The sequence below is a fragment of the bacterium genome (assembly GCA_035307765.1).
Lineage (GTDB): Bacteria > Sysuimicrobiota > Sysuimicrobiia > Sysuimicrobiales > Segetimicrobiaceae > Segetimicrobium.
The window spans coordinates 60,869-81,517 of the sequence record DATGHU010000016.1 but is presented as its reverse complement, the minus strand read 5'-3'; the positions used below and the strand labels follow the sequence as shown (position 1 = coordinate 81,517).

Annotated in this window: 19 protein-coding genes; 7 read left to right on the top strand and 12 right to left on the bottom strand. The window is 66.8% G+C overall.

Going from position 1 to position 20,649, the window contains the following annotated elements; genetic code table 11:
• Positions 1 to 18 precede the first annotated feature (18 nt).
• Genes VKV57_05810 through VKV57_05755 form a run of 12 tightly spaced genes read right to left on the bottom strand, consistent with a single transcriptional unit; the run spans position 19 to position 14,120 of the window.
• Positions 19 to 945, bottom strand: a complete 927-nt coding sequence (locus VKV57_05810) for a glycosyltransferase family 2 protein (protein ID HLW59427.1) — start codon at positions 943 to 945, stop codon at positions 19 to 21.
• Positions 926 to 2,353, bottom strand: coding sequence for a glycosyltransferase family 4 protein (locus VKV57_05805; GenBank protein ID HLW59426.1), 1,428 nt, complete (start codon positions 2,351 to 2,353; stop codon positions 926 to 928). Before VKV57_05805 ends, VKV57_05810 begins: the two co-directional genes overlap by 20 nt.
• Complete coding sequence (locus VKV57_05800) at positions 2,353 to 3,072, bottom strand: PIG-L deacetylase family protein (GenBank protein ID HLW59425.1); 720 nt, start codon at positions 3,070 to 3,072, stop codon at positions 2,353 to 2,355. The genes VKV57_05805 and VKV57_05800 overlap by 1 nt, the downstream gene beginning before the upstream one ends.
• A complete protein-coding gene (locus VKV57_05795; GenBank protein HLW59424.1) occupies positions 3,069 to 4,376 on the bottom strand; it encodes an ABC transporter ATP-binding protein in 1,308 nt (435 codons plus the stop codon). The genes VKV57_05800 and VKV57_05795 overlap by 4 nt, the downstream gene beginning before the upstream one ends.
• 3 nt (positions 4,377 to 4,379) lie before the next feature.
• Positions 4,380 to 5,261, bottom strand: a complete 882-nt coding sequence (locus tag VKV57_05790; protein HLW59423.1) for an ABC transporter permease — start codon at positions 5,259 to 5,261, stop codon at positions 4,380 to 4,382.
• On the bottom strand, positions 5,258 to 6,604 hold the full coding sequence (locus tag VKV57_05785; protein HLW59422.1) for a hypothetical protein: 1,347 nt from the start codon (positions 6,602 to 6,604) through the stop codon (positions 5,258 to 5,260). The genes VKV57_05790 and VKV57_05785 overlap by 4 nt, the downstream gene beginning before the upstream one ends.
• Positions 6,601 to 7,872 carry a glycosyltransferase family 39 protein gene (locus VKV57_05780; GenBank protein HLW59421.1) on the bottom strand — a complete coding sequence of 424 codons (1,272 nt, stop codon included), beginning with the start codon at positions 7,870 to 7,872 and terminating at the stop codon, positions 6,601 to 6,603. The genes VKV57_05785 and VKV57_05780 overlap by 4 nt, the downstream gene beginning before the upstream one ends.
• Complete coding sequence (locus VKV57_05775; protein ID HLW59420.1) at positions 7,872 to 9,227, bottom strand: nucleotide sugar dehydrogenase; 1,356 nt, start codon at positions 9,225 to 9,227, stop codon at positions 7,872 to 7,874. Before VKV57_05775 ends, VKV57_05780 begins: the two co-directional genes overlap by 1 nt.
• A 1-nt stretch (position 9,228) precedes the next feature.
• Positions 9,229 to 11,943, bottom strand: a complete 2,715-nt coding sequence (locus VKV57_05770; GenBank protein HLW59419.1) for a polysaccharide biosynthesis tyrosine autokinase — start codon at positions 11,941 to 11,943, stop codon at positions 9,229 to 9,231.
• A 41-nt stretch (positions 11,944 to 11,984) separates the two neighbouring features.
• A complete protein-coding gene (locus tag VKV57_05765) occupies positions 11,985 to 13,181 on the bottom strand; it encodes an SLBB domain-containing protein (protein HLW59418.1) in 1,197 nt (398 codons plus the stop codon).
• 19 nt (positions 13,182 to 13,200) lie between these two features.
• Complete coding sequence (locus VKV57_05760) at positions 13,201 to 13,422, bottom strand: hypothetical protein (GenBank protein ID HLW59417.1); 222 nt, start codon at positions 13,420 to 13,422, stop codon at positions 13,201 to 13,203.
• 38 nt (positions 13,423 to 13,460) lie between these two features.
• Positions 13,461 to 14,120 (bottom strand): response regulator transcription factor, encoded by a 660-nt coding sequence (locus VKV57_05755; GenBank protein HLW59416.1) that lies wholly within the window; start codon positions 14,118 to 14,120, stop codon positions 13,461 to 13,463.
• 366 nt (positions 14,121 to 14,486) lie between these two features.
• On the opposite strand from VKV57_05755, the gene VKV57_05750 reads away from it, so the two are divergent.
• The 7 genes from VKV57_05750 (at position 14,487) to VKV57_05720 (ending at position 20,648) form a co-directional block, all read left to right on the top strand.
• Positions 14,487 to 15,137 carry a response regulator transcription factor gene (locus VKV57_05750; protein HLW59415.1) on the top strand — a complete coding sequence of 217 codons (651 nt, stop codon included), beginning with the start codon at positions 14,487 to 14,489 and terminating at the stop codon, positions 15,135 to 15,137.
• Positions 15,138 to 15,356: 219 nt separating this feature from the next.
• Complete coding sequence (locus VKV57_05745; protein ID HLW59414.1) at positions 15,357 to 16,181, top strand: exosortase/archaeosortase family protein; 825 nt, start codon at positions 15,357 to 15,359, stop codon at positions 16,179 to 16,181.
• Positions 16,178 to 16,807 (top strand): EpsI family protein, encoded by a 630-nt coding sequence (locus VKV57_05740; GenBank protein HLW59413.1) that lies wholly within the window; start codon positions 16,178 to 16,180, stop codon positions 16,805 to 16,807. Before VKV57_05745 ends, VKV57_05740 begins: the two co-directional genes overlap by 4 nt.
• Positions 16,804 to 17,844: an MraY family glycosyltransferase gene (locus VKV57_05735; protein ID HLW59412.1), complete on the top strand. Its 1,041-nt coding sequence runs from the start codon at positions 16,804 to 16,806 to the stop codon at positions 17,842 to 17,844. The genes VKV57_05740 and VKV57_05735 overlap by 4 nt, the downstream gene beginning before the upstream one ends.
• Positions 17,845 to 18,247: 403 nt before the next feature.
• Complete coding sequence (locus VKV57_05730; protein HLW59411.1) at positions 18,248 to 18,694, top strand: hypothetical protein; 447 nt, start codon at positions 18,248 to 18,250, stop codon at positions 18,692 to 18,694.
• A gap of 2 nt (positions 18,695 to 18,696) precedes the next feature.
• Positions 18,697 to 19,560 carry a PIG-L deacetylase family protein gene (locus VKV57_05725; GenBank protein HLW59410.1) on the top strand — a complete coding sequence of 288 codons (864 nt, stop codon included), beginning with the start codon at positions 18,697 to 18,699 and terminating at the stop codon, positions 19,558 to 19,560.
• Positions 19,539 to 20,648, top strand: a complete 1,110-nt coding sequence (locus VKV57_05720; GenBank protein ID HLW59409.1) for a DegT/DnrJ/EryC1/StrS family aminotransferase — start codon at positions 19,539 to 19,541, stop codon at positions 20,646 to 20,648. Before VKV57_05725 ends, VKV57_05720 begins: the two co-directional genes overlap by 22 nt.
• Position 20,649: the final 1 nt, after the last annotated feature.

Below are 20,649 nucleotides of genomic sequence, written 5' to 3'. Positions count from 1 at the left end.
GGCGGGACCCCATCGCCATTACACCGTCCGGATGCAGAGCGCCGAGGCCAGGATCCGTCGGAGCATCGCCCGATGTTCCTCGGCGTGGCGGCTCAGCCGGCACCGTCCCAAAATCTCCCAGACGATCAGCCGGGGGAGCGCGCCGGCGATGAGTACCGCGCGGAAGAAGACGACGCCGAGCAGCCCATAGTGCGCCCGGAAGTAACGGGACTCCACGACCGGGCCATCCGCCGAGATCGGCGTCTGGCCATGCCGCTGGCTGCCCCGACCGTGGTGGACGACCTCGGGGCGGGCGAGCGCCCGGAACCGGTAGCCGGCTTTGGCGGCGCGGTGCGCCCACTCGACATCGACCCCGTAGAAGAAGCGTTCATCGAGTCCTCCGACGGCATCGAACACCCTCCGTGGAACCATCAGGCACGCCGACGATACCCAATCGACCTCGCGGTCTTCCCGGTGATCCCAGGCGCGGTAGTCATCGAGCAGGCCGAGACGGTACAGACCCAAGGTATTTCCGACGACGGCCTTCATCGGGAACGGCCAGCACGACCGCTGGATGCTCCCGTCGGGGTTGAGCAGTTTGGGGGAGACCCCACCGAGGCGGGGGTCGGCGTCGAGGGATCGCATCATCTCCTCAAGCGCGCCGGGCCTGACCACGGTATCCGAATTCAGGAGGAGGATGTTGCGGCCCCCGGCGAGCGCGATGCCTTGGTTGTTCGCACCGGCATACGCCCGATTCTCCTCGTTGCGGATGAGCCGCGCCCCGGGAAACCGCTCGGCCACCATCGCCGGTGACCCGTCGGTCGACCCGTTGTCCACGACGATGATCTCCACGCGTAAGGGGGTGTGGGCGAGCACCGCCTCAAGCGAACCCAGGCACTCCCCCAGCAGACGCCGGGTGTTCCGGTTGACAATGACGATCGAGAGGTCAAGCGGACTGGGTGGCATGTGGGGTCCGGTGCCCGTGACCGAGGCACGCGCGGTAGACCTCTGTCAAGAGGTCGACGTGTCGAACCATGGTCGGTGGGGGAGTGGTGCGCGCCGACATCGCGGCCACTAACTGGGGCGTGTCCAGAAACTGCCTCAGGCATGCCTGGAGCGCGCGCGAACTTCCGGGTTCGAAGAGCAGGCCATTCTGACCGTCTTGAATGTACTCGGGGACGGCGCCGATGCGTGAGGCAATCACCGGCAACCCGGCCGCTTGGGCTTCCAGGGTCGCCAGGCCCACGGACTCCGGAAAGAGGCTGGGGACGACGACGACGTCCACCTCGTCCAGGATCGCGGGCAGATCGCCCCGATCGTACGGACCGCGGAACTCGAGCGGCCTCCCCGCCAAGGTTTGGAGTCTTGCGGCGTCCTCCGCGCCGGCCGGGCCGAAGCACAGGACCCGCGCCTGGTCCGGAGGGATCCCGCGCACCGCCTCCGCGAGGATGTGCGCGCCTTTGAGGTGGACGACGCGCCCCAGAAAGCCCACCCGCAGCGGGGCGCGCGCCTGCCTGATCCGCCAGAGATCGGTCTGCGAGAGGTCCAAGCCGAGGCGCAGAACCCGAATCCGCGCCTCGGGTACCCCGTGGCGGACGAACGTATCTCTCACAAAATTGGAGACCGCTAGCACCGCGTCCGCCTCGCGCAGCATCTCGAGCAAACGCGCCGACCGTGCGCCGTGCGCCAGCGTGTCGCGAAGCGATCCTTGCGCTTCCCCGGCGGCCGCCGTATCCGACGTCGCCGACCAGGCGCTGTGGTCGCCGGCCGCCGGCCGCACCATCTGCGCACGCGCGCGCTGCACAAGCTCGCGCCCCGGCCCCGGGGGCACCACCGCCATCAGCCGCCGGTACACACGCCGGCCGAGGGAGCCGGGATTTGCGCAGTAACGCGCGCAGTTCTTCCCCCCGTCGGGACCGGAGCAGGGCATCCCGTCGGCGCGCATCAGGACGATCCGGGTACAGAGCGCCCAAAAGTCATGGAGCGTGACGATCACGGGGATCCCATGACGCTTGATCATCGGCAGCACCGAGCCGGACAGTCCTTGGAAGGCGTGGATGTGAACCAAATCGGGCCTGGTCCGCTCCAGGCAGTTTCGCATCAACCGCTCTATCCGGCCATCGGCGCAGTCGGCGAGCGGACGTTCCGGGGACATGGCAGGGGGGAGCGGAGAGTTAACCAGGCTGGCAAACGTGATTCCCCGCTCCTCGAACCACCGCAGGTAAGGGGCAGGCCGCCAGCTCCGCTCCCAGCTGGTCAGGTGCGCCACGGAGTGGCCGCGCCCGACGAGTTCGAGTTCCAGATCCTGACAGTACGTCGCCACGCCGCTGCCTCGGGCGAAGGGATGATCGTGGGTGACGCTGAGAATCCGCATTACGCGACGAAGAAGATCTCGTAGCGGCCGGAGAAGCGTTCCAGGAACCGGGCCCCCCAGGCCCCCTGAGACGCGAACCCCGCCAGCTGTGACCGGTAGGCCGACAACGCCAGGCGCTTGGTTCCCGCGACCCCCGCCACGCGGACCTTGACGCTCCCGAAGGCGTCCATGAGGTGCGAGGCGGCCGCTAGGCGGGCCCTGCCGCGAAGGCGGCTCCAGAGCCAGGGCCCGTACCAGATCGGATACTCGTAGAGGTGGCCCCCGGGGGGAAGGCTGGCCCGCCCGATCTGCCAGGTGGCGATGTGGTCGGGGTGGTATTCTCGGCGGTACGGCACGAACAGGTCCTCGACGCCGCAGCGCTCCACGAGCCGCCGGATCGTCGCGATCGCCTCACCGCGGTGCTCTCCCAGCCGGCCGTCCGCGTACCGGAGGAAGGTCAGCCGGTGCCGGGGCACCCCGAGGGCGGCGGCCGCGGCCATCGCCTCGACCTCCCGAACGGCCCGCCCACTGCCGCCCGCCGCCTTGACGCCGTTTCGCCCGTCGGTCAGGAAGGCGATGGAGACGTCGGCGTCTGCCCGCACCTTCAAGGCGATCGTGCCCCCGCAGCCGAGGACCTCATCGTCCGGATGCGGCGCCAGGAACAGCGCGCGCCGGCCGTCCATCAACGGATCGACCTCGCGCGCCAGGGCCTCCACCAGCCGGGGAACCCTGATCCTCACGGCGCGTGCGCCCCGGCCGGTGCCGGTTCGGCATCGGGCTCGGCGGGCGCCGCCTTCCGCCACTGCCAGCGGTAGTCGGTGTACACCGGGCTGTCGATCCACGTCCCGATCAGCGCGGGTCCGTTGTGCCAAGCGGGTCCGTCCGAGACCCGGAACGCCCCGACGGGCTGCCAGTCGAAGAGATCGCCGTAGGCATGACTGTTCACGACCGAGCACCACGTCTGGTAGACACTCGGGAGCAGTGGCAGCTTGGGGATGTGGCACGAGACCTCGAACCGCCCGTCGATCTGGTCGGGGATCTGGCCGTCCGCCAACATCGAGCAGACGATGAGCGTGCTGGGTCCGCCGCGGCTGATGCCGATGCTGAAACACGGCCGCAGCAGCGGGATCTCCGCGTGCACGGTCAGCCGAATCTCCATCGCTTCGCCCGTGCGGAACGCGGCGCGCTCCACCCCGTGCACGTCAAAGTACCTCACCCGCTCGACCTTCAGGAACCGCGAGGGACGCGGTTGAAACTCCCGAATGATGCGGGCTTGCTGGCGAGTGTCCACCCAATCCAGATAGTTCCGCAGCACCCCGCGGGTCTCGCCCAACGCCTCCACCCGTCCGTCCAAGAGGAACACCCCGCGACGGCAGATCGCCTCGACCGCGGTAAGGTTGTGCGAGACAAACAGCAGGGTCCGACCCTCCCGCACCAGGCTCATCATCCGCTCGACGCACTTGGCCTGGAACCCCGCGTCGCCCACGGCCAAGGCCTCGTCGATGACGAAGATGTCCGGGTCGAGGTGGCTGGCCACGGCAAACCCCAGCCGCAGCTGCATCCCGCTCGAGTACATCTTCACCGGCCGATCGAGGGCCTCGCCGATCTCCGCGAAGTCGACGATCTCGTCGAACCGACGCTTGATCTCGTCACGCGGCATGCCCATGATCCGTCCGTAGAGCCAGACGTTCTCCCGGCCGGTCAGTTCGGGGTGGATCCCCGCACCGACCTCGATCAACGCCGCCACACGGCCGCGCACCCGGACGCGGCCGCCGGTCGGATACGAGATCCGGGTGAGGAGCTTGAGCGCGGTGGTCTTGCCCGCGCCGTTCGGACCGATGAGCGCGTACGACTCCCCCTGCTGCACCTCGAACGACACGTGCTCGAGGGCCATCCGGCCCTTCGGGTTCGCCTCGCTCCGACGGCCGCGGCCCACCAGCCTCCGCCCGAATTGGGCGAGATCGTAGCGCAGGGCGGGGTACATCGGCCCGCCCACCCCTCGATAGCGCTTACTGACGTCCTCGAAACGCACGGCCCAGGTCATAATCTACACCACGTCCGCGAAGCCGGGTTCCATGTGCTTGAACAGCCGATATCCGAGCCAGGCCACGAGGAGCGAGACCGCGGTGCTCAAGGCCAATAGCCCCAGATCGGGTCCTCGGCCCTGGGTCAGGGTCCGCCGGAAACCGTCCAGAATGCCGGCCGCAGGGTTGAGGAGAATGTACACGGGCCTCCACCGCTCCGGCACCGCGGTGAGCGGGTAGGCGACGGGGCTGGCAAACATCCACAACTGCAGCATCAGCGGCAGCGCATATCGGAAGTCTCGGTAGTAGATGGTAAGCGCGCCCATCGCCATCGCCACCCCCGAGGCCAGCAGGGCCAGGATCCCCCACAGCGGGACCGCCAGCAGCATCGCCCACGAGTAATGGATGCCCAGGAACGGGCTGAGCACGAGCAGCATCCCCAGCCCGATCGCGAAATCCAGCCCCGACCCCAAGACGCCCCCCAGAATGGGAGCCTCCCGGGCGAAGTAGACCTTCCGCAGCAGCGCGCCGTCCATCATCAACGCTTGTGCCCCGAACGAAACCGCCGTCTGCAGGAACATCCAGGGGATCAATGCGGAGAGCGCAAACGCCGGGTACGAGCTGACATCCCCGCTCGGTTTGGCGAAACGTCCGAACAACACCACGAAGATCGCCAGAAACGACAGCGGCTGAATCAGCGCCCAGAGGACCCCCAGCGCCGCCTGCTTGTACTTCAATCGAACGTTGCGCTCGGCGAATGCCCACATCACGTCGCGATATGCCCAGAGCTCCCGAAGCGCCTGTCGCACAGACGCCTGGTGGTTGCTCTCAACCACGAGTTCGATCACCCGTCTACCCTCCTTGGACTCCACGGCCATCGCGTGGAGCGCCGTATCCCGGATCATACCGTCCACTCCGCGGCCGGGGCTCCGAGTGCCCCCGTTGATGGCTCGCTCCATGCATCGGCCGGCGACGCCTCCCGCACCCCCGCCGCGGCCACCTCCCGGTGGAGCACCGCGACCAGGCCGAGCACGGTGAAGAAGAACGCCCCGGCTCGGGCGGCGGAAATCGAAGGGCTGAAGACGCTGTACAGGGCGTAGCCCAGGAGACAATGCTGCAGCCCGGTGATCATCGGCAACGCCGGGGAGTTGCTCGCCAGAGCCGCACGGTACGCGTCGTGCGCCGTCCTCGCGATGCGCACGACCACCCAAAGGAAGATCAAGAACCCCAGGAGTCCCGTATAAATGAACTGGCCCGCGTATTCGCTGTCGATGCTGCCGAGCGCGATGCTGCCGAGCCCCCAACCCAGGACGGGCGATGTGGTCAACACCTGAAGGCTGTGCTCGATCCCTGGCGCAAACCGGTCGAAGATGGAGACGCCGAGCGCGCTGGCCTGGGCCGGAGCGTTGAAGATCGAGGTCAACGTGAGAAACCGTTGCGTCACGTTCTCCGGGAAGAGGGTCACCCCCACCACGGAGATGACCAAGGTGGTGATCGGCAAGAGGAGCAGGATCGGCCGTTTCCGCCACACGGCCACGATGACCAGCATGAGCAGGGTCGCCGACAGGTAGTTGCGCCCCAACCCGAACGGGAGCGTGTACAGCGACCCGACGAGCACCGCAAGCATCACCCAGGCCCGGCCAACCACCGCGGGACGAACCAGGAACCCCAGCGCCAACGCGATGTTCAACAGCGACGCCAGTCCCGGCTCATGAATGGGCGTGCCGCTGGGACCGAGCGCGATCGTGCCGGTTTGCCGGTACGTGATGAGCGAATAGACGCTCAAGGCCGCCAGCGCGGCCATGAACGTATAAATCAGCCGTCGGGCATCGACGATCGATCGGATGCTGTCTCTGATCACGAAGAAGAACAGAATGAACTCCAATCGCTTGAGCAGATGCAGTCCCGAGGCCGAGAATTTGGCGGGGGAGGTGAGGTCCGCGGTTCCGATCGCCGCTCCCCAGAGCGTCGCGGCGAGCCCGATGATGAAGTACAAAACGAGCGGCTGATCCAGCGGGGTGCGCCCGCGCGCCGTGCTCACCAGCCGCCGGACGCCCCATGAGACCGCCAGGATCGCGATCATCACATCATCCGGGCGGATGACGACCAGTCCGACTTGGGTCTCGGGAGCGAGCGCGATCGTCGGGAGGATGACGAACAACGCGGCTTTGGGGCTGGCCAGCGCCAGCATGATGAAGGCCACCCCCAGAATGAGCAGCGCTGGCGTTGGGAGACCGCCCGCGGTCATCGCAACGCCTCCAGGGGTCTTGTTGACGCACTCCAAGCCGTCACCAGGGCGGCGGCCGCGAAGATGACTAGGCTCGGCAGCATCGGCACGCTGTAGCGGGTCCCCCCGCTAAAAAGGAGCGTGGTGGCGTTCGTAAACACGATGAGCCCCAGCAGCAGAATGTACGCCTTCCACCGGTGGATCGTTACCATGACCCCCCCAAACGCCGCGGCGAGCAGGGCGATGTGAAACACCACCACGCTGAACGGCACCGGGATCTCCCGGGGATCGGCGGCCCGCGAGAAGCCATACAAACGTCCGAGTTTCTCCCCCAACAATCGGAGGTAGTCACCGGGATGGTGCCGGATCCAGGACAGCGCGGCGGTGACAAACCGGCGGTTCTCCTCGCCGGGGCCCACGCCTTGCCACCCATACATCCCGTTGTCGGGGGCGGGCCCATCCGACCAGGTCCCGCGCGTCGGCCAGACCATCTGGCCATCCGAGTACGGGTTGTTCCCCGCCCAGAAGACCATGCCGCCGTTGCTCTGCACCGGAACCACCCCGCCGAGGGCAAGGTAATTGCGCACCGCCCAAGGGAGAATCACAAGGACCGCACTCGCGGCGACCACCGCGAACACCCGGTAGGCCAGCGGATTGCGCCAGCCCCAGACGGCGGTGGCCCACACGAGGAGGAAGGGCAGGAAGGCAAGGAACACCGCGCGCGTGAGTGCGGTCAAGCCGAACAGCCCGCCCATGACGACCATGGCCCAGGGGGTGGGCCGCTCGGCGACGCGCAGCGACTGGAGCAGCAGAACGAGCAGGAGAAAGAGGAAGAGGTTCTCCGTGAGATGCAACCCCGCGAGGTACGCCACGAGCGGGTGGGCGCCTAGGAGCGCGGCCGCGACGGCACCGGTCTGGGGATTGGCGATCTTCCGGCCGACCGCGTATACGATCAGGCAGCACACCGCCCCCAGCAGCGCCTGGGCGAGCCGAATTGCCGCCGGGCTGCCGCTCACCCGATAGAGCCCCGCGAGAAGAAATATGTAGAGCGGGGGGGTAATCGCCGTCGGCCGGCCCCTCAGGCTGTATCCGTGGTGACCGAGGAGGCTCTGGACGAGCGCGAGATGGATCCGGCTGTCAGCCGCCGGCTCGGACAGGCCATCGGTTTGGAACCCGATGGTGTGGGCGATCACCACGACCCGCACCAGTAACGCGAAGAGGAACAGCGCGATCAGCAGCACACGCTCCTCAACCTGGAGGCCCCTCCCGCGGCCCGTCGCGTCCCGCATCAGAGCCGCACCACGTGCGGGCCGCCGTTCCCCCTCAGTGCGTTCCTCGTGTCGATCACCAGCCGGGCCTTCGCCGCAACCCGCGTGTAATCGAGAGCGGTGTGATCCGTGGCAATGACGACACAATCCGCGGCCTCGAGCACCTCATCGGTGAGCGCCACCGAGGTCAGCGTCACCCGCGGGTTCGCGAGGGCCACGTGCGGAACGTGTGGATCGTGGTACGCGACCGTTGCACCGCGCTTCTCCAGCAACTCGATGATCTTGAGCGATGGCGACTCTCGCGGGTCGGAGATGTCTTTTTTGTACGCGACCCCCAAGATCAGCACCTTGGCGCCCCGTAACGTCTTCCCGTGGCCGCCGAGAGCCGCGGTGGTCCGCGAGAGAACGTAGTACGGCATGCTGTCATTCACCGTCGCGGCCAGCTCGATGAACCGGACGTGGAAGTCGTACTCCCGCGCTTTGGCGGAGAGATAGTAGGGGTCCACCGGGATGCAGTGTCCGCCGACGCCGGGCCCGGGCTGAAAGGGCATGAACCCATAGGGTTTGGTCCCCGCGGCTTCGATGATTTCCCACACGTCCAGGCCCATTCGATCGCAGAGCAGCGTCAACTCGTTGACGAGTGCGATGTTGACGTTGCGGAAGACGTTCTCGTAGACCTTAACCATCTCGGCCACGGTCGAGGAAGAGACCGGGACGACCTTTGCGGTGACCTGCTGGTACAGTAAGGTCGCGAGCTCGGTGCACCGGGGCGTCAGCCCTCCCACGATCTTGGGGACCGCTTGGATCACGCGGCCCCGATTGCCGGGGTCGAGGCGCTCAGGAGAGAACGCCAACCAGAAATGCTCTCCGGCCGTCAACCCCGAACGCTCCAGAATGGGCTTCACAACTTCTTGTGTCGTCCCGGGATAGGTCGTGCTTTCCAGCACAATCAGTTGACCGGGATGCAGATGCGGGACGATCTGCGCGACCGCCGCCGTCACGTACGAGAGGTCCGGCTGCTTGGCTCGGGTGAGGGGCGTGGGGACGCAGATGATGACGGCGTCGGCCCCCTCCAGCACCTTAGGATCCGAGGTTGCCGACACCGTACCGCCGGTCACGAGTGGTCTGAGATCCCCGTCGGCCACGTCGTCGATATAGGATGTCCCGGCATTTAACGCGGCGACGCGCGTCTTGTCGATCTCTAGCCCCAGAACGCGGTATCCCGCTCCGCCCAGAACTCGAGCGAGCGGCAAGCCGACGTAACCCAGGCCGATCACCGCAACGGTGGCGGTCCGGGTCGTGATCTTTTCGGCAAGCCCCACATCCGTGTGGAGCCGTGTTCCAGTGGTGTTGAGAGCCAGCGTGGGTTGCGCCATCTTAACGCGCCCCCGTGAAGAGCATCGTCGCGACCGCGCGGACGCCGGTGCCGACTCCTGATAACGCGGCTTGGCCGGTTCCAGAAACCCCGGAAACCACCATATGGATCGCCCGGCCGACCATCTCCACACCGGTCCCGATGCCGGCGACCAGCGTGCCCGCCCCCGCCGCTCCCGCCTGAATCGCCTGACCCACGGCCGGGATGACAGCCTGGGCCCCTGCGCCGATCCCGTTCACCAGCGTCTGGATGCCGGTGCCGACCCCCGCGAACACCGCCTGACCCACTCCCGCGACCCCGGAGACCACCATATGGATCGCCCGGCCGGCCATCTCCACAGCGGTCCCGATGCCGGCGACCAGCATGCCCGCACCTGCCATCGCTGCCTGAATTGCTTGGCCCACGGTCCCTGCAGCGGTCAATGCACCGGACCCCGTGCCCGAAGCCACCGCGCGCGCGCCCGAGCCCAAGCCTTCCGCGGCCACATGGGTGCTGCGGCCCGCCGCGGATGCCACGATGGGGGCGATGTGGCTCAGCCAAGCGGACACGATCCGCCCACCGTGGAAGATCAAACCAAAGGCGATCGGGGTGACCTTGAACAGCAGGAATCCGATTCCCGCGATCGCACCGCCGGTGATGAGGACGACCAGCAAAACGATTCCGGCGGCGGCGGCCGGCACCGTTAGGTTCCGACCGGCGTTGGGGTTGGAGTACTTCTCGTGAAAGTAGTAGCCGTCGTCGCTCTCTGGATCAACCTTGTTCACGACGACGCCGAGCACCCGGGCGTGGGCGCGTTCCAACTGGCGTTTGGTGTCCAGTTCAACCCCCCGGGGCGCCTGCCCGGCGGCGAGCACCAGGACCACGCCGTCGACCACGGATGCCAGTGCCCGCGATTCCGCAAACGGCACGGCCGGCGGCGAATCGATCAAGATCACGTCGGTCTCGCGCCGGAGCTTGTCGAGCATCTGGGTCATCGTGTACGTACCGAACAGATCGGGCAGCTCCGCGAATGACGCCGGGCTCTGGCCGGCCGGCAGGACGCGTACGTTCTCGATCTTGGCGGCCTGGACGGCATCTCCGAGCGAGACCGCGCCGGTCAACACATCCACTACCCCAACTTGGCTCGCCACCCCAAAGAGGCGGTGCGCCATCGGGCGGCGGAGATCCGCGTCGACGACCGTGACCCGCTTGCCGCCACGGGCGACAGCCCGGGCAAGATGATAGACGATCGTGGATGTTCCGCTCCCCGGCCGGGAACTGGTAAACATGATGGCCTTGGTCTTGCCGTTGGTCGCGTGAAGGCCCAACACGGTCTTGAGGAGCCGGTAGGCCTCGTCAAACGGAGGGTTGTGCTTGGGCACGCTGGTCAACACCGGCACCCCCAGCAGCCGCTCCGCGTCCTTTGCCGTCTTCAGGGTGTCGTCGATCTGGCTCTGGAAGACAACGAGCCCGATTCCTCCGACCAAGCCCAGCATCGCCGCGACGAGGATGCGGACCATCGTGCGGGACGGGGAGGTCGGCTGCGCCGCCGTCGCCGTGTCCACGATGTAGACGGGATTCCGATCAATTGCCGCTTCTTCTTGGATCCGGAAGTCGTTCAGCCGGCCTTCGAGCGACGTGTACTCGGTTTCGAGGACCTGCACATTCCGGCTCAAGCGAGTATACTCCCGGTCGATGGTGTTCATCGCCGGCATCTTCTTCTGCTCCTGGGGCACGATGGTTGACAGCGCCTGGAGCTGCGCCTGCACCGCCACCTGCTGGGTTTCCAGATCGATCAGCTGCTTGATCAGGCCATCGTAGACCGGGTTCACCTGCACGAACTCGGTGGCCAGGACCTTTTGGATCTCACCGGCCATGGCGGTCTTGAGCACCTCGATCTTCTGCTTGAGCGCGACGACCGTGGGGTGCTCCTCCGTGTAGGTCGCCCGGGCGATGGCGAGTTGAACCTCCAGGGAGACGAGATCGCTGTGGAGCTTTTGCTGTATCGGATTCTCGGTGAACTGTTGGTCGGTCCGAGTGGGTGAGAATTGGGTGAGCCGCACCCGGATGTCGGCGATCCGCGCGGAGAGCTCCCGCTGGTCGACTTCCGCCGTCCGCTGCTGGCTGACGAGGTCGAGGTAGTGCTGCACCGCAGCGGTCATCTGGGTCGGCATTGAGACGATTCCGTGGCCCTGCTTGAACGCGTCCAGGGCATTCTCTGCCTGGGTGAGCTCGGTTTGGGTCTGCTGGGTCTTATCCTCGATATACTGTCGCGCCAACGTGGCTTCGCGACGATTGACCTCCTGGTTATACGCGACGGCCACCTCGGCGTACGTGTTCGCCAGTCGAACGGCCTGGGCCGGATTCGGATCCTGCACGGAGAGCGTGAGCAGAGGAGAGGCATCTCGTCCGCCGGTGACCTTCACCCGGGTTCGGAGGTCCTGCGGGGTGGTCCGCAAGTTCAGGCGCTGGATGACGCGCTCGGCCACCGTCCGGCTCTGGATCAGTTCAATCACGCGGGCGGTGTCCGGACCGGGGGCCGCCTGGGTTCGGTCCGTCACCAGGACGAGCGTGTATCGGTTTGCGTCCGGCGACGACGTGGTGAGCGTCGCGCTGGCCACGTACTCCTGATACCGGGGCCAGGCGGCGATCGTCCCGACCACCAGCGCCACGAGAACCGCGATCAGCACTGTCCGGTAGTGTTTGCGGATCACCCGATAGTACATCCAGAATTCCATCATTCACTCCTCCCGATACGCTCTCACGCGATCGCCGGCGATCAGCACCCGTTGCACGGCAGGCCCACGAGGACCCGCAGCAGGTTCAGCCCCGACAAGATGTTGACCACGGCCTGCAGCGATACAAGCGGTGACGCCGGCACGAAGACGACATCGCCAGGCTTCAGCTCAATGTTCTGGTTGGGCCCGCCCTCGTGCAGATACTTCCAGAGGTCCAGGGTGATCGCAGTCGGCTTGGTGCCGCCGTCCTGCCGAATGACGTAAACGGTGGTGAGCTTGGACAGGTTGGCAGGACCGCCCGCTGCCGAGATCGCGTCCATCACCGTTCGCGGGAAGGTATCGCCCAGGTCGATCGGGCCGGGCTTGACCACTTGGCCCAGCACGATGACGCGGCGGTCCGTTTCGGGCATCACGACGATATCTCCCGGCTGGATCTGGGGGTTGAGTTCAGGCTTCCCTTCTCTGAGGAAAGCCTCGAGGTCGGTGCTGACCGGCTGGCCGTTCCGGAGGATGCGAATCCGATCCGGCGCCGCCTTCAGTGTGGGGCCGCCCGCCTGGACCACGACATCGAGCACGTGATCTTCGCCGTCCTTCAGGCTCACGTAGCCGGGTTTGTCGACCTGGCCGAGCACGAGCACGCGCGTGGTGTTGTCAGGAATGACCAACACATCACCGGGTTGGAGGATGGCGTTCTGCGAGGTGTCCCCGATCAGCAATTTTTGAAGGTTGACCGGGTTCGCCGCGGTGCGGTGGAGGATCAGCGCCTTGCCCAGCGCGGCCTGCGGCGTGGGGCCGCCGGAGGTCGCCAGCAGCTCGGCGACCGTGGTCCCTTGGCGGTAGTCGTACCCGCCCGGGCGGGTGATCTGCCCGAGCACGTACACGAACTGCCCCGTCGTCCCCGTTTTTTCATAGGTGACCATCACCTTGGGGGTTTTCACGAACCGCGCCAGGGCGGTGGCCAAGCGGGCCTCGATCTGCACGGTCGTGAGGCCTTGAACCGGAACGTTGCCCACCAACGGCAGAAAGATGTTGCCGTCGGGCGTCACGTTCACTTGATGGCTGAAATCCGGCTCGCCGACCACAAGGATATCCAGCACGTCTCCGGGCCGGACCACGTACTCCTGACTCTGCGCTCGGGCGGGCAGGGTGACACCCGTCAACGCCATCGCGAGCACGAGCAGGATGGCCGTGGTCCCACGGATCCGCCGCGCCCGTTGGTAAAGAGATGCCGTACTCATTTCTCACCTCGCTGTGAGTTCACGCGTCGTTGGACTGCTCCGCCGTGGCTGTCGCCTCGGCGAGGATGTAGTAAAGCTCTCGTTCACCGGAAGAGGTGATGCCGAAGAACAGCCCCTTGACCATCCAGAGCCCGGACCGGTAGGTCAGCAGGTCCCCGACGGCGTGGTAGCGGCTGCCGTTGCACAGTCGAGCCTGGAGGCTGATCTCCTCTGTTTCGCGAATCGGTTCGCTCGTGCTCACTGACCTCTCCTCCGCGCTTGGACGTGCCGGTGGGGGCGTTATCGCATGATCCCCTTTCGCAGAATGTAGGCCACGGCTTGGGTTCGGTTGCGGGCCCCGATCTTGCGCAGGATCGAACGGATATGGCTCTTCACCGTCGATTCGCCCAGGCAGGCTTTCTTCGCAATCTCACGGTCCGTGGATCCCTTGGCCATCTCGACGATGATGCCGAGCTCGCGGCTCGTCAGGCCGGCAAAGTGCGCGCCGTCTCGGTGGTTCGTCCGCTCGCGCATCAGGAGGCGAAATCGTTCGATCAGTTGACGGGTGATATAGGGGTGGGTCATGGTTCGACCGTCGCACACACCGTGAATCGCCCGGACGAGATTGTCCGGACTGATGTCCTTGAGCACGTAGCCGCTGGCCCCCGCTTCAAGCGCCCGGAACGCCCGCTCCTCGTCCGAGCTCTCCGAGAGCACGATCACTTCCACCTGGGGGCGTTGCCGCTTCAGGAGGAGCACCGCTTCGGGGGTGTCCAGACCCGGCATATCCTGATCGAGGAGGATGACATCCGGCTCCAATTGGGTGAGCGCCCCGAGGGCCGCTTGCACATCGGACGCCTCTCCGATGATCTCCACGGAGTTCCGACCCCTCAACAGGCTCTCGATCCCCTGCCGCACCAGGGTCATATCATCGATGACCATCACGCGAATCGATCCCACGTCCGGATCCCTCCTCTAGCAGTTAAGTCGAGTGATGGGTTCCCCTCGGACGGAACGCGCCCTTGGTTCTTCCGGTGGAACTCATCCCTCATTCGGTCGATACCCCCCCTCCGAAGGGAGGGGATCACGATCTCGGAAGGGGGTGGAGGCCCCGAATCCGGCTGCCCGTCGAGCGGGGAGCACCCGTCGCCGCACCGCCGGACCGGGCTACCGTGGGGGGAATTGGGGCATTACGTAGATCAGGTAGGTGGCCGGGTCGAGGCATCCGTTCCGTTCCCCGGGACGGGGGCGAGAGAGCCCGGGCCCCCGACCCGATGCCCGGCGCAGACGCCGTCCGCACGATGCTCGAAGAGGGGGAAAACCGGAGTGCCCGTTCGCGTGATGCTCGTCGATGACCACGAAATTATTACCGCCGGCCTCAGGGTGGTGCTGCAGGCCGAGCATGACATTGCTGTTGTGGGCAAGGCCGGCGGCGTCAAAGAAGCGGTGCGGAAGGCCGCCGAACTCAAGCCGGACGTCGTCCTGATGGATGTGAAGCTGTCCGACGGCAGCGGAATCGAAGCAACGCGTCAGATCAAGGAATCCTGCCCGGACACGCAGGTGCTCATCCTGACGGTCTACGACGACCAGGACACCGTGCTCAAAGCGGTGCAGGCCGGCGCGATCGGGTACGTCCTAAAGGATATCCCGCCGGAGAACCTCATCCGGGCGATCCGATCGGTCCATTCCGATCGCACGATGATCAACCCCGTCATCGCCCGAAAGCTGGTCGAGCGGCTCGCCACGACCGAACGGGAGGCGGTGCTCTTCAATTTCCGCCGCGGGCCCGGGTTGACGGAACGTGAGATCGACGTGCTCAAGGGGGTCGCCTCGGGACTGAGCGACAAGGAGATCGCCTTGAAGCTCTTCCTCTCGGAGCCGACGGTCAAAAGTCATCTTCGCTCCGTCTACCAGAAACTCCGAATCCACAACCGCGCGCAGGCTGCGGCCTACGCGGTCAAGAACGGGCTCAGCTAGCCACCCCCCTCGGGATCGAAGCGCGCCTCTACCTTTCCCGTCGCACGGGAGGGGTTCGTCTCTATCCTCGCGAGCCGGGTTTGGCTCTTTCTCACGACGCACCGCTCCCCCTTGGGCACCCGCACCGCACCTCCGGACGATATCCGCGAATAGGTCGAACGGACGAAGGCTGGCGTTCCCCGTCAAGGAACCCCTTCTTGAAGGCTGGGGGGTATCGTTATGGGACGCTTAAAGGCCCTCATCGGGGTGCTGATCCTGACCGCCTCACTCGGCATCCTGTACCTCCCCGTGCTCAGGGAGCTTGTCGCCGTATGGATGGCCGACATGTCCAACATGGGGTACGGGTTCTTCATTCCACCGGTCGCCGCGTATCTCGTTTGGGAGCGCCGGAACGACCTGCGCATCGCACCAGGCGAACACGCGTGGGGGGGGTACCTTCTCGTCCTCGTCGGCCTGGCCCTCCTCTTCCTGGGGCGCGCCGGTGATTTAAATGTAGTGGCGGAGGGCTCCCTGATCTTCGTGCTCTTCGGCATCGTGCTCTTTCTCGGCGGCCCGAAGTTGACCGCGCAGGTGGCGTTCCCGCTGTTCTACTTGGCGTTCATGATCCCGCCGCCATCGAGCGTATACTACTGGCTCACCTGGCCCCTCCAGCTCTTCACGGCTCGGTTTTCCACGGACACCCTCCACCTGTTCGGGTACCCGGCACTCCTTCACGGGGTGTATATCGACCTGCCTCACGTACGCCTCCAGGTCGCCGCGGCCTGCAGCGGGTTTCGCTCGTTGATGTCGCTCGGCGCCGCCGGGATCCTGCTCGCCTATGCGACCCGGTCCGGCTGGGCCAATCGGGCCCTGCTGATCGCGTCGGTCCTGCCGATCGCCATCCTGTCCAACACGGTGCGCGTGGCCGTCAACATTCTGCTGGGGACGTACGCCGGCACGTACCATACGATCACGGGCTGGATGCTGTTCGTCCTGGCCACCGCTTGTCTCCTCGGCGTTGGGGCGCTCCTGCCCGGCCGGGAGAGAACGGGGGCCCCCGCATGAACGGCTGGCGGTACGCGCTTATGGTGGTGACGTTGGCAGTGGCGGCCATCGGGAGCGCGGTGATGATGGGGCGCGCCGTTCCCCTGCGGACGCCGTTGACCGACCTTCCCTACCAGTTGGCCGGCTGGCGGGGCGGGGCCGAGCCGGCCGACGGAAAGGTCATCGCCCGGACGCACCCCGACGCCGTGCTGAGCCGGAGGTACGTGGATCGCGACGGCCACACGGTCATCCTCTACGTGGGGTATTTCGAACGCGAGGGCGCGAGGGCGCAGGTGCTCTCGGTGTGCGCCGCGTGCGAGGTCATGAAGCGCGGTGTCGAGGCCATCGAGGGAGACGGGGCCCCCCTTCTCGTCGACCGGGCCGTGGTGCGCGAAGGCAGGACCCACAGCGTGGTCTTGTATTGGTTCATGGGCCCGCAGCGCCCCTACGTCGATCCGTACCAGGGCAAACTGGACCAACTGCGCAGCGCCTTCCGGACGGGGCGATCAGAGGGTGCCGTGATCAGGATCACCGTCCCGATCGCCGATACCGAAGAAACCGCGCACCGGTTCGGCGTCGAGTTCGCGCGGGCGCTGGTCCCCCGGCTGCGAGACCATCTCCGGCACTCGGGGGTGAACGCGCCATGATTTTCGGCCCGATCGCTACCGCCGGCATCCTGGCGCTCGCGCTCACCCCCCTGGCACGGGCGGTGGCGCTCCGGTTCCACGTCGTTGACCTTCCGGAGAACCGAAAGATCCATGCCCATTCGGTTCCGCTCCTGGGAGGGATTGCGGTGTATCTCGCGGTCGCCGCCACCGTCCTCGTGTGGTCCGCCCCCCTCACGCGCGTTACTTGGGGGGTGATCTTCGGTGGGGGGGCGCTGCTCGGGATCGGGCTGGTGGACGATGCGCGAAACGTTGGGTCGGTCAAGCTGGCTCTGGAGTTCGCCATCGCCGCGGCGGTGGTATCGACCACCGGGCTGTCTTTCCACCTGCCGTGGCCCATTGTGGCGCATCTTCTCACGATCCTGTGGATCGTCGGCGTGGTGAACGCGTTCAACTGCCTGGACTGCGCCGATGGTGTGGCCGCGGGAATCGGGTTGGTCTGTGGGTGCGCCTTTCTGGTCTTGGCAGTCCTCACCCATCAGCCCGTTGAGGTCACCCTCGCGGCCGCGATCGTCGGCGCGTCCGTGGGATTCCTCCCTTTCAACCTTCACCCGGCCAAGATCTTCTTGGGAGATGCGGGCAGCCTCACGCTTGGGTATTTCGTCGCCACCCTCGGCGTCATGGTCTCTCCGGGCATCCTCTCCGTCCCGGCGCTGGCCGCCAAGGCGGTCATCCTGGCGATCCCAATCTACGACATCCTCTTCGTCCACATCAGGAGGTATCGTCGGGGCCAGCGCCGGCTCGGCGAACTGCTCACCTCTACCGGCAAGGACCACCTTCCGCACCGCCTGATGGACCGGGGGCTTTCGCACCCTGCGGCGACCGCGACGATCACGCTCGCCGCCGCCGCCACCGGCGTGGCTGGAATCACTTTGGTCACTGTCCACTCCGCCGTCGGGGCGCTGACCATCGCCGCAGCCGTCGCGGCCACCATCGGGATCCTCGAACGCGAGTGGGTCGCCGTGGTGCGTCGACCGCGATCCGGGGCCGCGGCGGCCGCGCCCTCGGAGGGGGACTGATCCAAGAATTCACCCGGGGGGCGCGTCGGAGGCTCGGCGCGGGATCCCGGGTGCGGACGATAGGCCCGAATCCTCCAAAAGAACGAAGGCTGCCCTACCGGATTGCGGAACTGAGGAGCGTGCCCGCCGGACAGCGAGCGCGCGATCACTGCGCAGAAGGAGCGGCATGTCCCGAAAAACCTGGCTCCCCATCGCCACCCTTGCGGTGCTCGGCGTCGCGACCGCGGCCGCATTGACCGTGAGTTCACCGATCGTCCCGGCACCGCGAACACCAAGGCCGGCGCGAGACTGCCGACCGTGCGCGAAGCCCGGGAGGCCCTGCGGGCCGCGCCCAATTTGCCAAACGCGGCGGACGCCAAACCGGCGCCCACCGACATCGTGAGGAGATAGGACACCGCTAACGATGGACGCCACCCCACAATTGGCCATGGCCGCGGCCCTCACCATGCGGGTGAGAAATCCGTTCACGGCCTTCGGGATCGGGCTGGGCAGCCACGTCGTCTTGGACGCCATCCCCCATTACCACGTCGGATGGATCGCGGGAGCGACCGGGCTGTCGCTGGCGGACCTCCTCCTCGGCACCGGCCTGGCGTTGGCGATGGTGGCGATGTCGCCCGCCCCTTGGGGGAGCATCGTTGGCGCCTTGGGTGGGGCCGCGCCGGAACTTGAGCGACTGACCGCGGGGGGGCGGTACGACTTCTTTGAGGCGCCGCCTTTCAACTTCCCGCACGCGACGGTCGGGCTTCCGTGGGGACTTCTCACCCAGGCCGCCGCCACTCTGTTTGCGGTGGGGATCGCCATCCGATTCCGCCGCGTCCCGGCCCCCGGCCGGACCCGAGAAGAGGTGTAACCGTGGGAACGGAATCGATCGCCTGGGGACGCCAGCGTCTGCTCGTCCTCGCCCCCCACGCCGACGACGAAACATTCGGCTGCGGGGGGCTCATGGCCAAGGTCAAAGCCGAGGGGGGAGAAGTGTATGTGATTGTCGCCTCGGTGGGTGATCTCCAACACTACGGGGTCCCGCGCGAAGGTCGGCCCGGCGAGCAGGCGCCGATCGGACGGGGAGGGCGGGCGCATCGCGCCGGCGTCGCGGTCCACTCGGGCGGCACTGATGGCGAACGCGGCAGGGCCGTGATCGTGGGGGAGGAGCGGGCAAACGGGAAGCGTCTTCGCACCCTCATCACCGGGGCGGAGCGGGCGAGTGAGCTCGCCGACGCGATGGCGTGTCTGCGGGTCGACGGCTACGAAGTGCTCTTCACGGACCCGGAGACCCATCTCCGCCTCGACGCGATCCCCCGACGGGACCTCATCGCCCGTATCGAGCGGGACGCCCGGTACGCGATCGACAAGGTCGCGCCCACCATCGTGATCCTGCCCGAGATCTCGTACAACCAGGACCACGAGGCGCTGTTCAAGGCGGGGTTTACGGCCTGCCGACCCCACCTTCCGACCAGCAAAGCCTTTGTCCAGATGGTCCTCTCATGCGATGCGCCCCAACTCGGCTGGAATCTCCACGCCTTCCACCCGAACCTGTACGTCGACATCACCGCGCATCTCGAGACCAAGCTCCGGGCGCACGCCTGCCACCGATCGCAACTCCGGCCCGCCCCACACCACGCCTCGCTCGAAAACGTGGAGCGCCTGGCGCGCCTGCGCGGGGCAGAGGTTTCGGTCGACGCGGCGGAAGCGTACCGATGTCATCGGCTCGTGGCATGATCGCCCACTCGCAGCCCACCATCGAACCGGACGATCTCGCCGGCGTCAATCGGGTGCTGCTGTCGCGCCACCTGGCGCAGGGGGGCGAGGTGCGGCAGTTCGAGGACGAGGCCGCCCGGGCCCTCGGCCTGCCGGGGGGCGTGGCCACCAGCTCCGGCACGGCAGCGCTGCACCTGGCGCTGCGCGCCCTGGGGGTAGGCGCGGGGGCGGAGGTGCTGATCCCGTCGTACACGTGCGTCGCGCTCCTCCACGCCGTCGACCTTGTCGGGGCAACGCCCCGCATCGTCGACTGCGGGCCGCACGACGTGAACATGGGGATGAACGCGGCCGGGCGCCTGATCTCGCCCGCCACGCGGGCCGTCATCCTGCCGCACATGTTCGGCCGGATCGCCCCGGTGGAAGCCTTTCGGGCGCTGGGGATCCCCGTCATCGAAAACTGCGCGCACGCCCTCGGAGGATCGAGCGGGGGGCGCCCCGCGGGGAGCGTCGGGGACATCACCGTGCTCTCGTTCTATGCGACCAAGATGATCACCACGGGAGAAGGGGGCATGCTCCTATCGCGATCGGCAAGCGTGCTCGCGGAAGCCCGGGATCTGCGGGATTACGACAACCGAGCCGGGTATCGCCTGCGCTACAACTACAAGATGACCGATCTGCAGGCGGCGCTGGGGCGCAACCAACTGCGCAAGCTTTCCCGCTTTGTCGAACGTCGGCGCACGATTGCACGCCTCTACCACGCCGAGCTCAACGGCGTCGTCCCCACCTTCACGCCGCCGCGTGATGGCGATGTCTTCTACCGCTACGTGATCGGCGTTCCGGATCCCGAGAGGTTCATCGCGGATACCCTCGAGCGGGGCGTTGAGTGCAAACGGCCGGTCTACCGCCCGCTCCATGACCTCGTGGCGGCAGGGCCGTGCCCGAACGCCGACGCGGTGCATCGCCGCGCCGTTTCCTTGCCCATCTATCCCAGTCTGACCGACGACGAGGCCCGCGCGGTCAGTGCGCTGACGCGAAGCGCCGCCGGCGGGCAAGGTGTGTGGCCCGCTCCACGAACCGCGGAGGCCTCGTCGTTGGGTCGGCGCGTCTAGG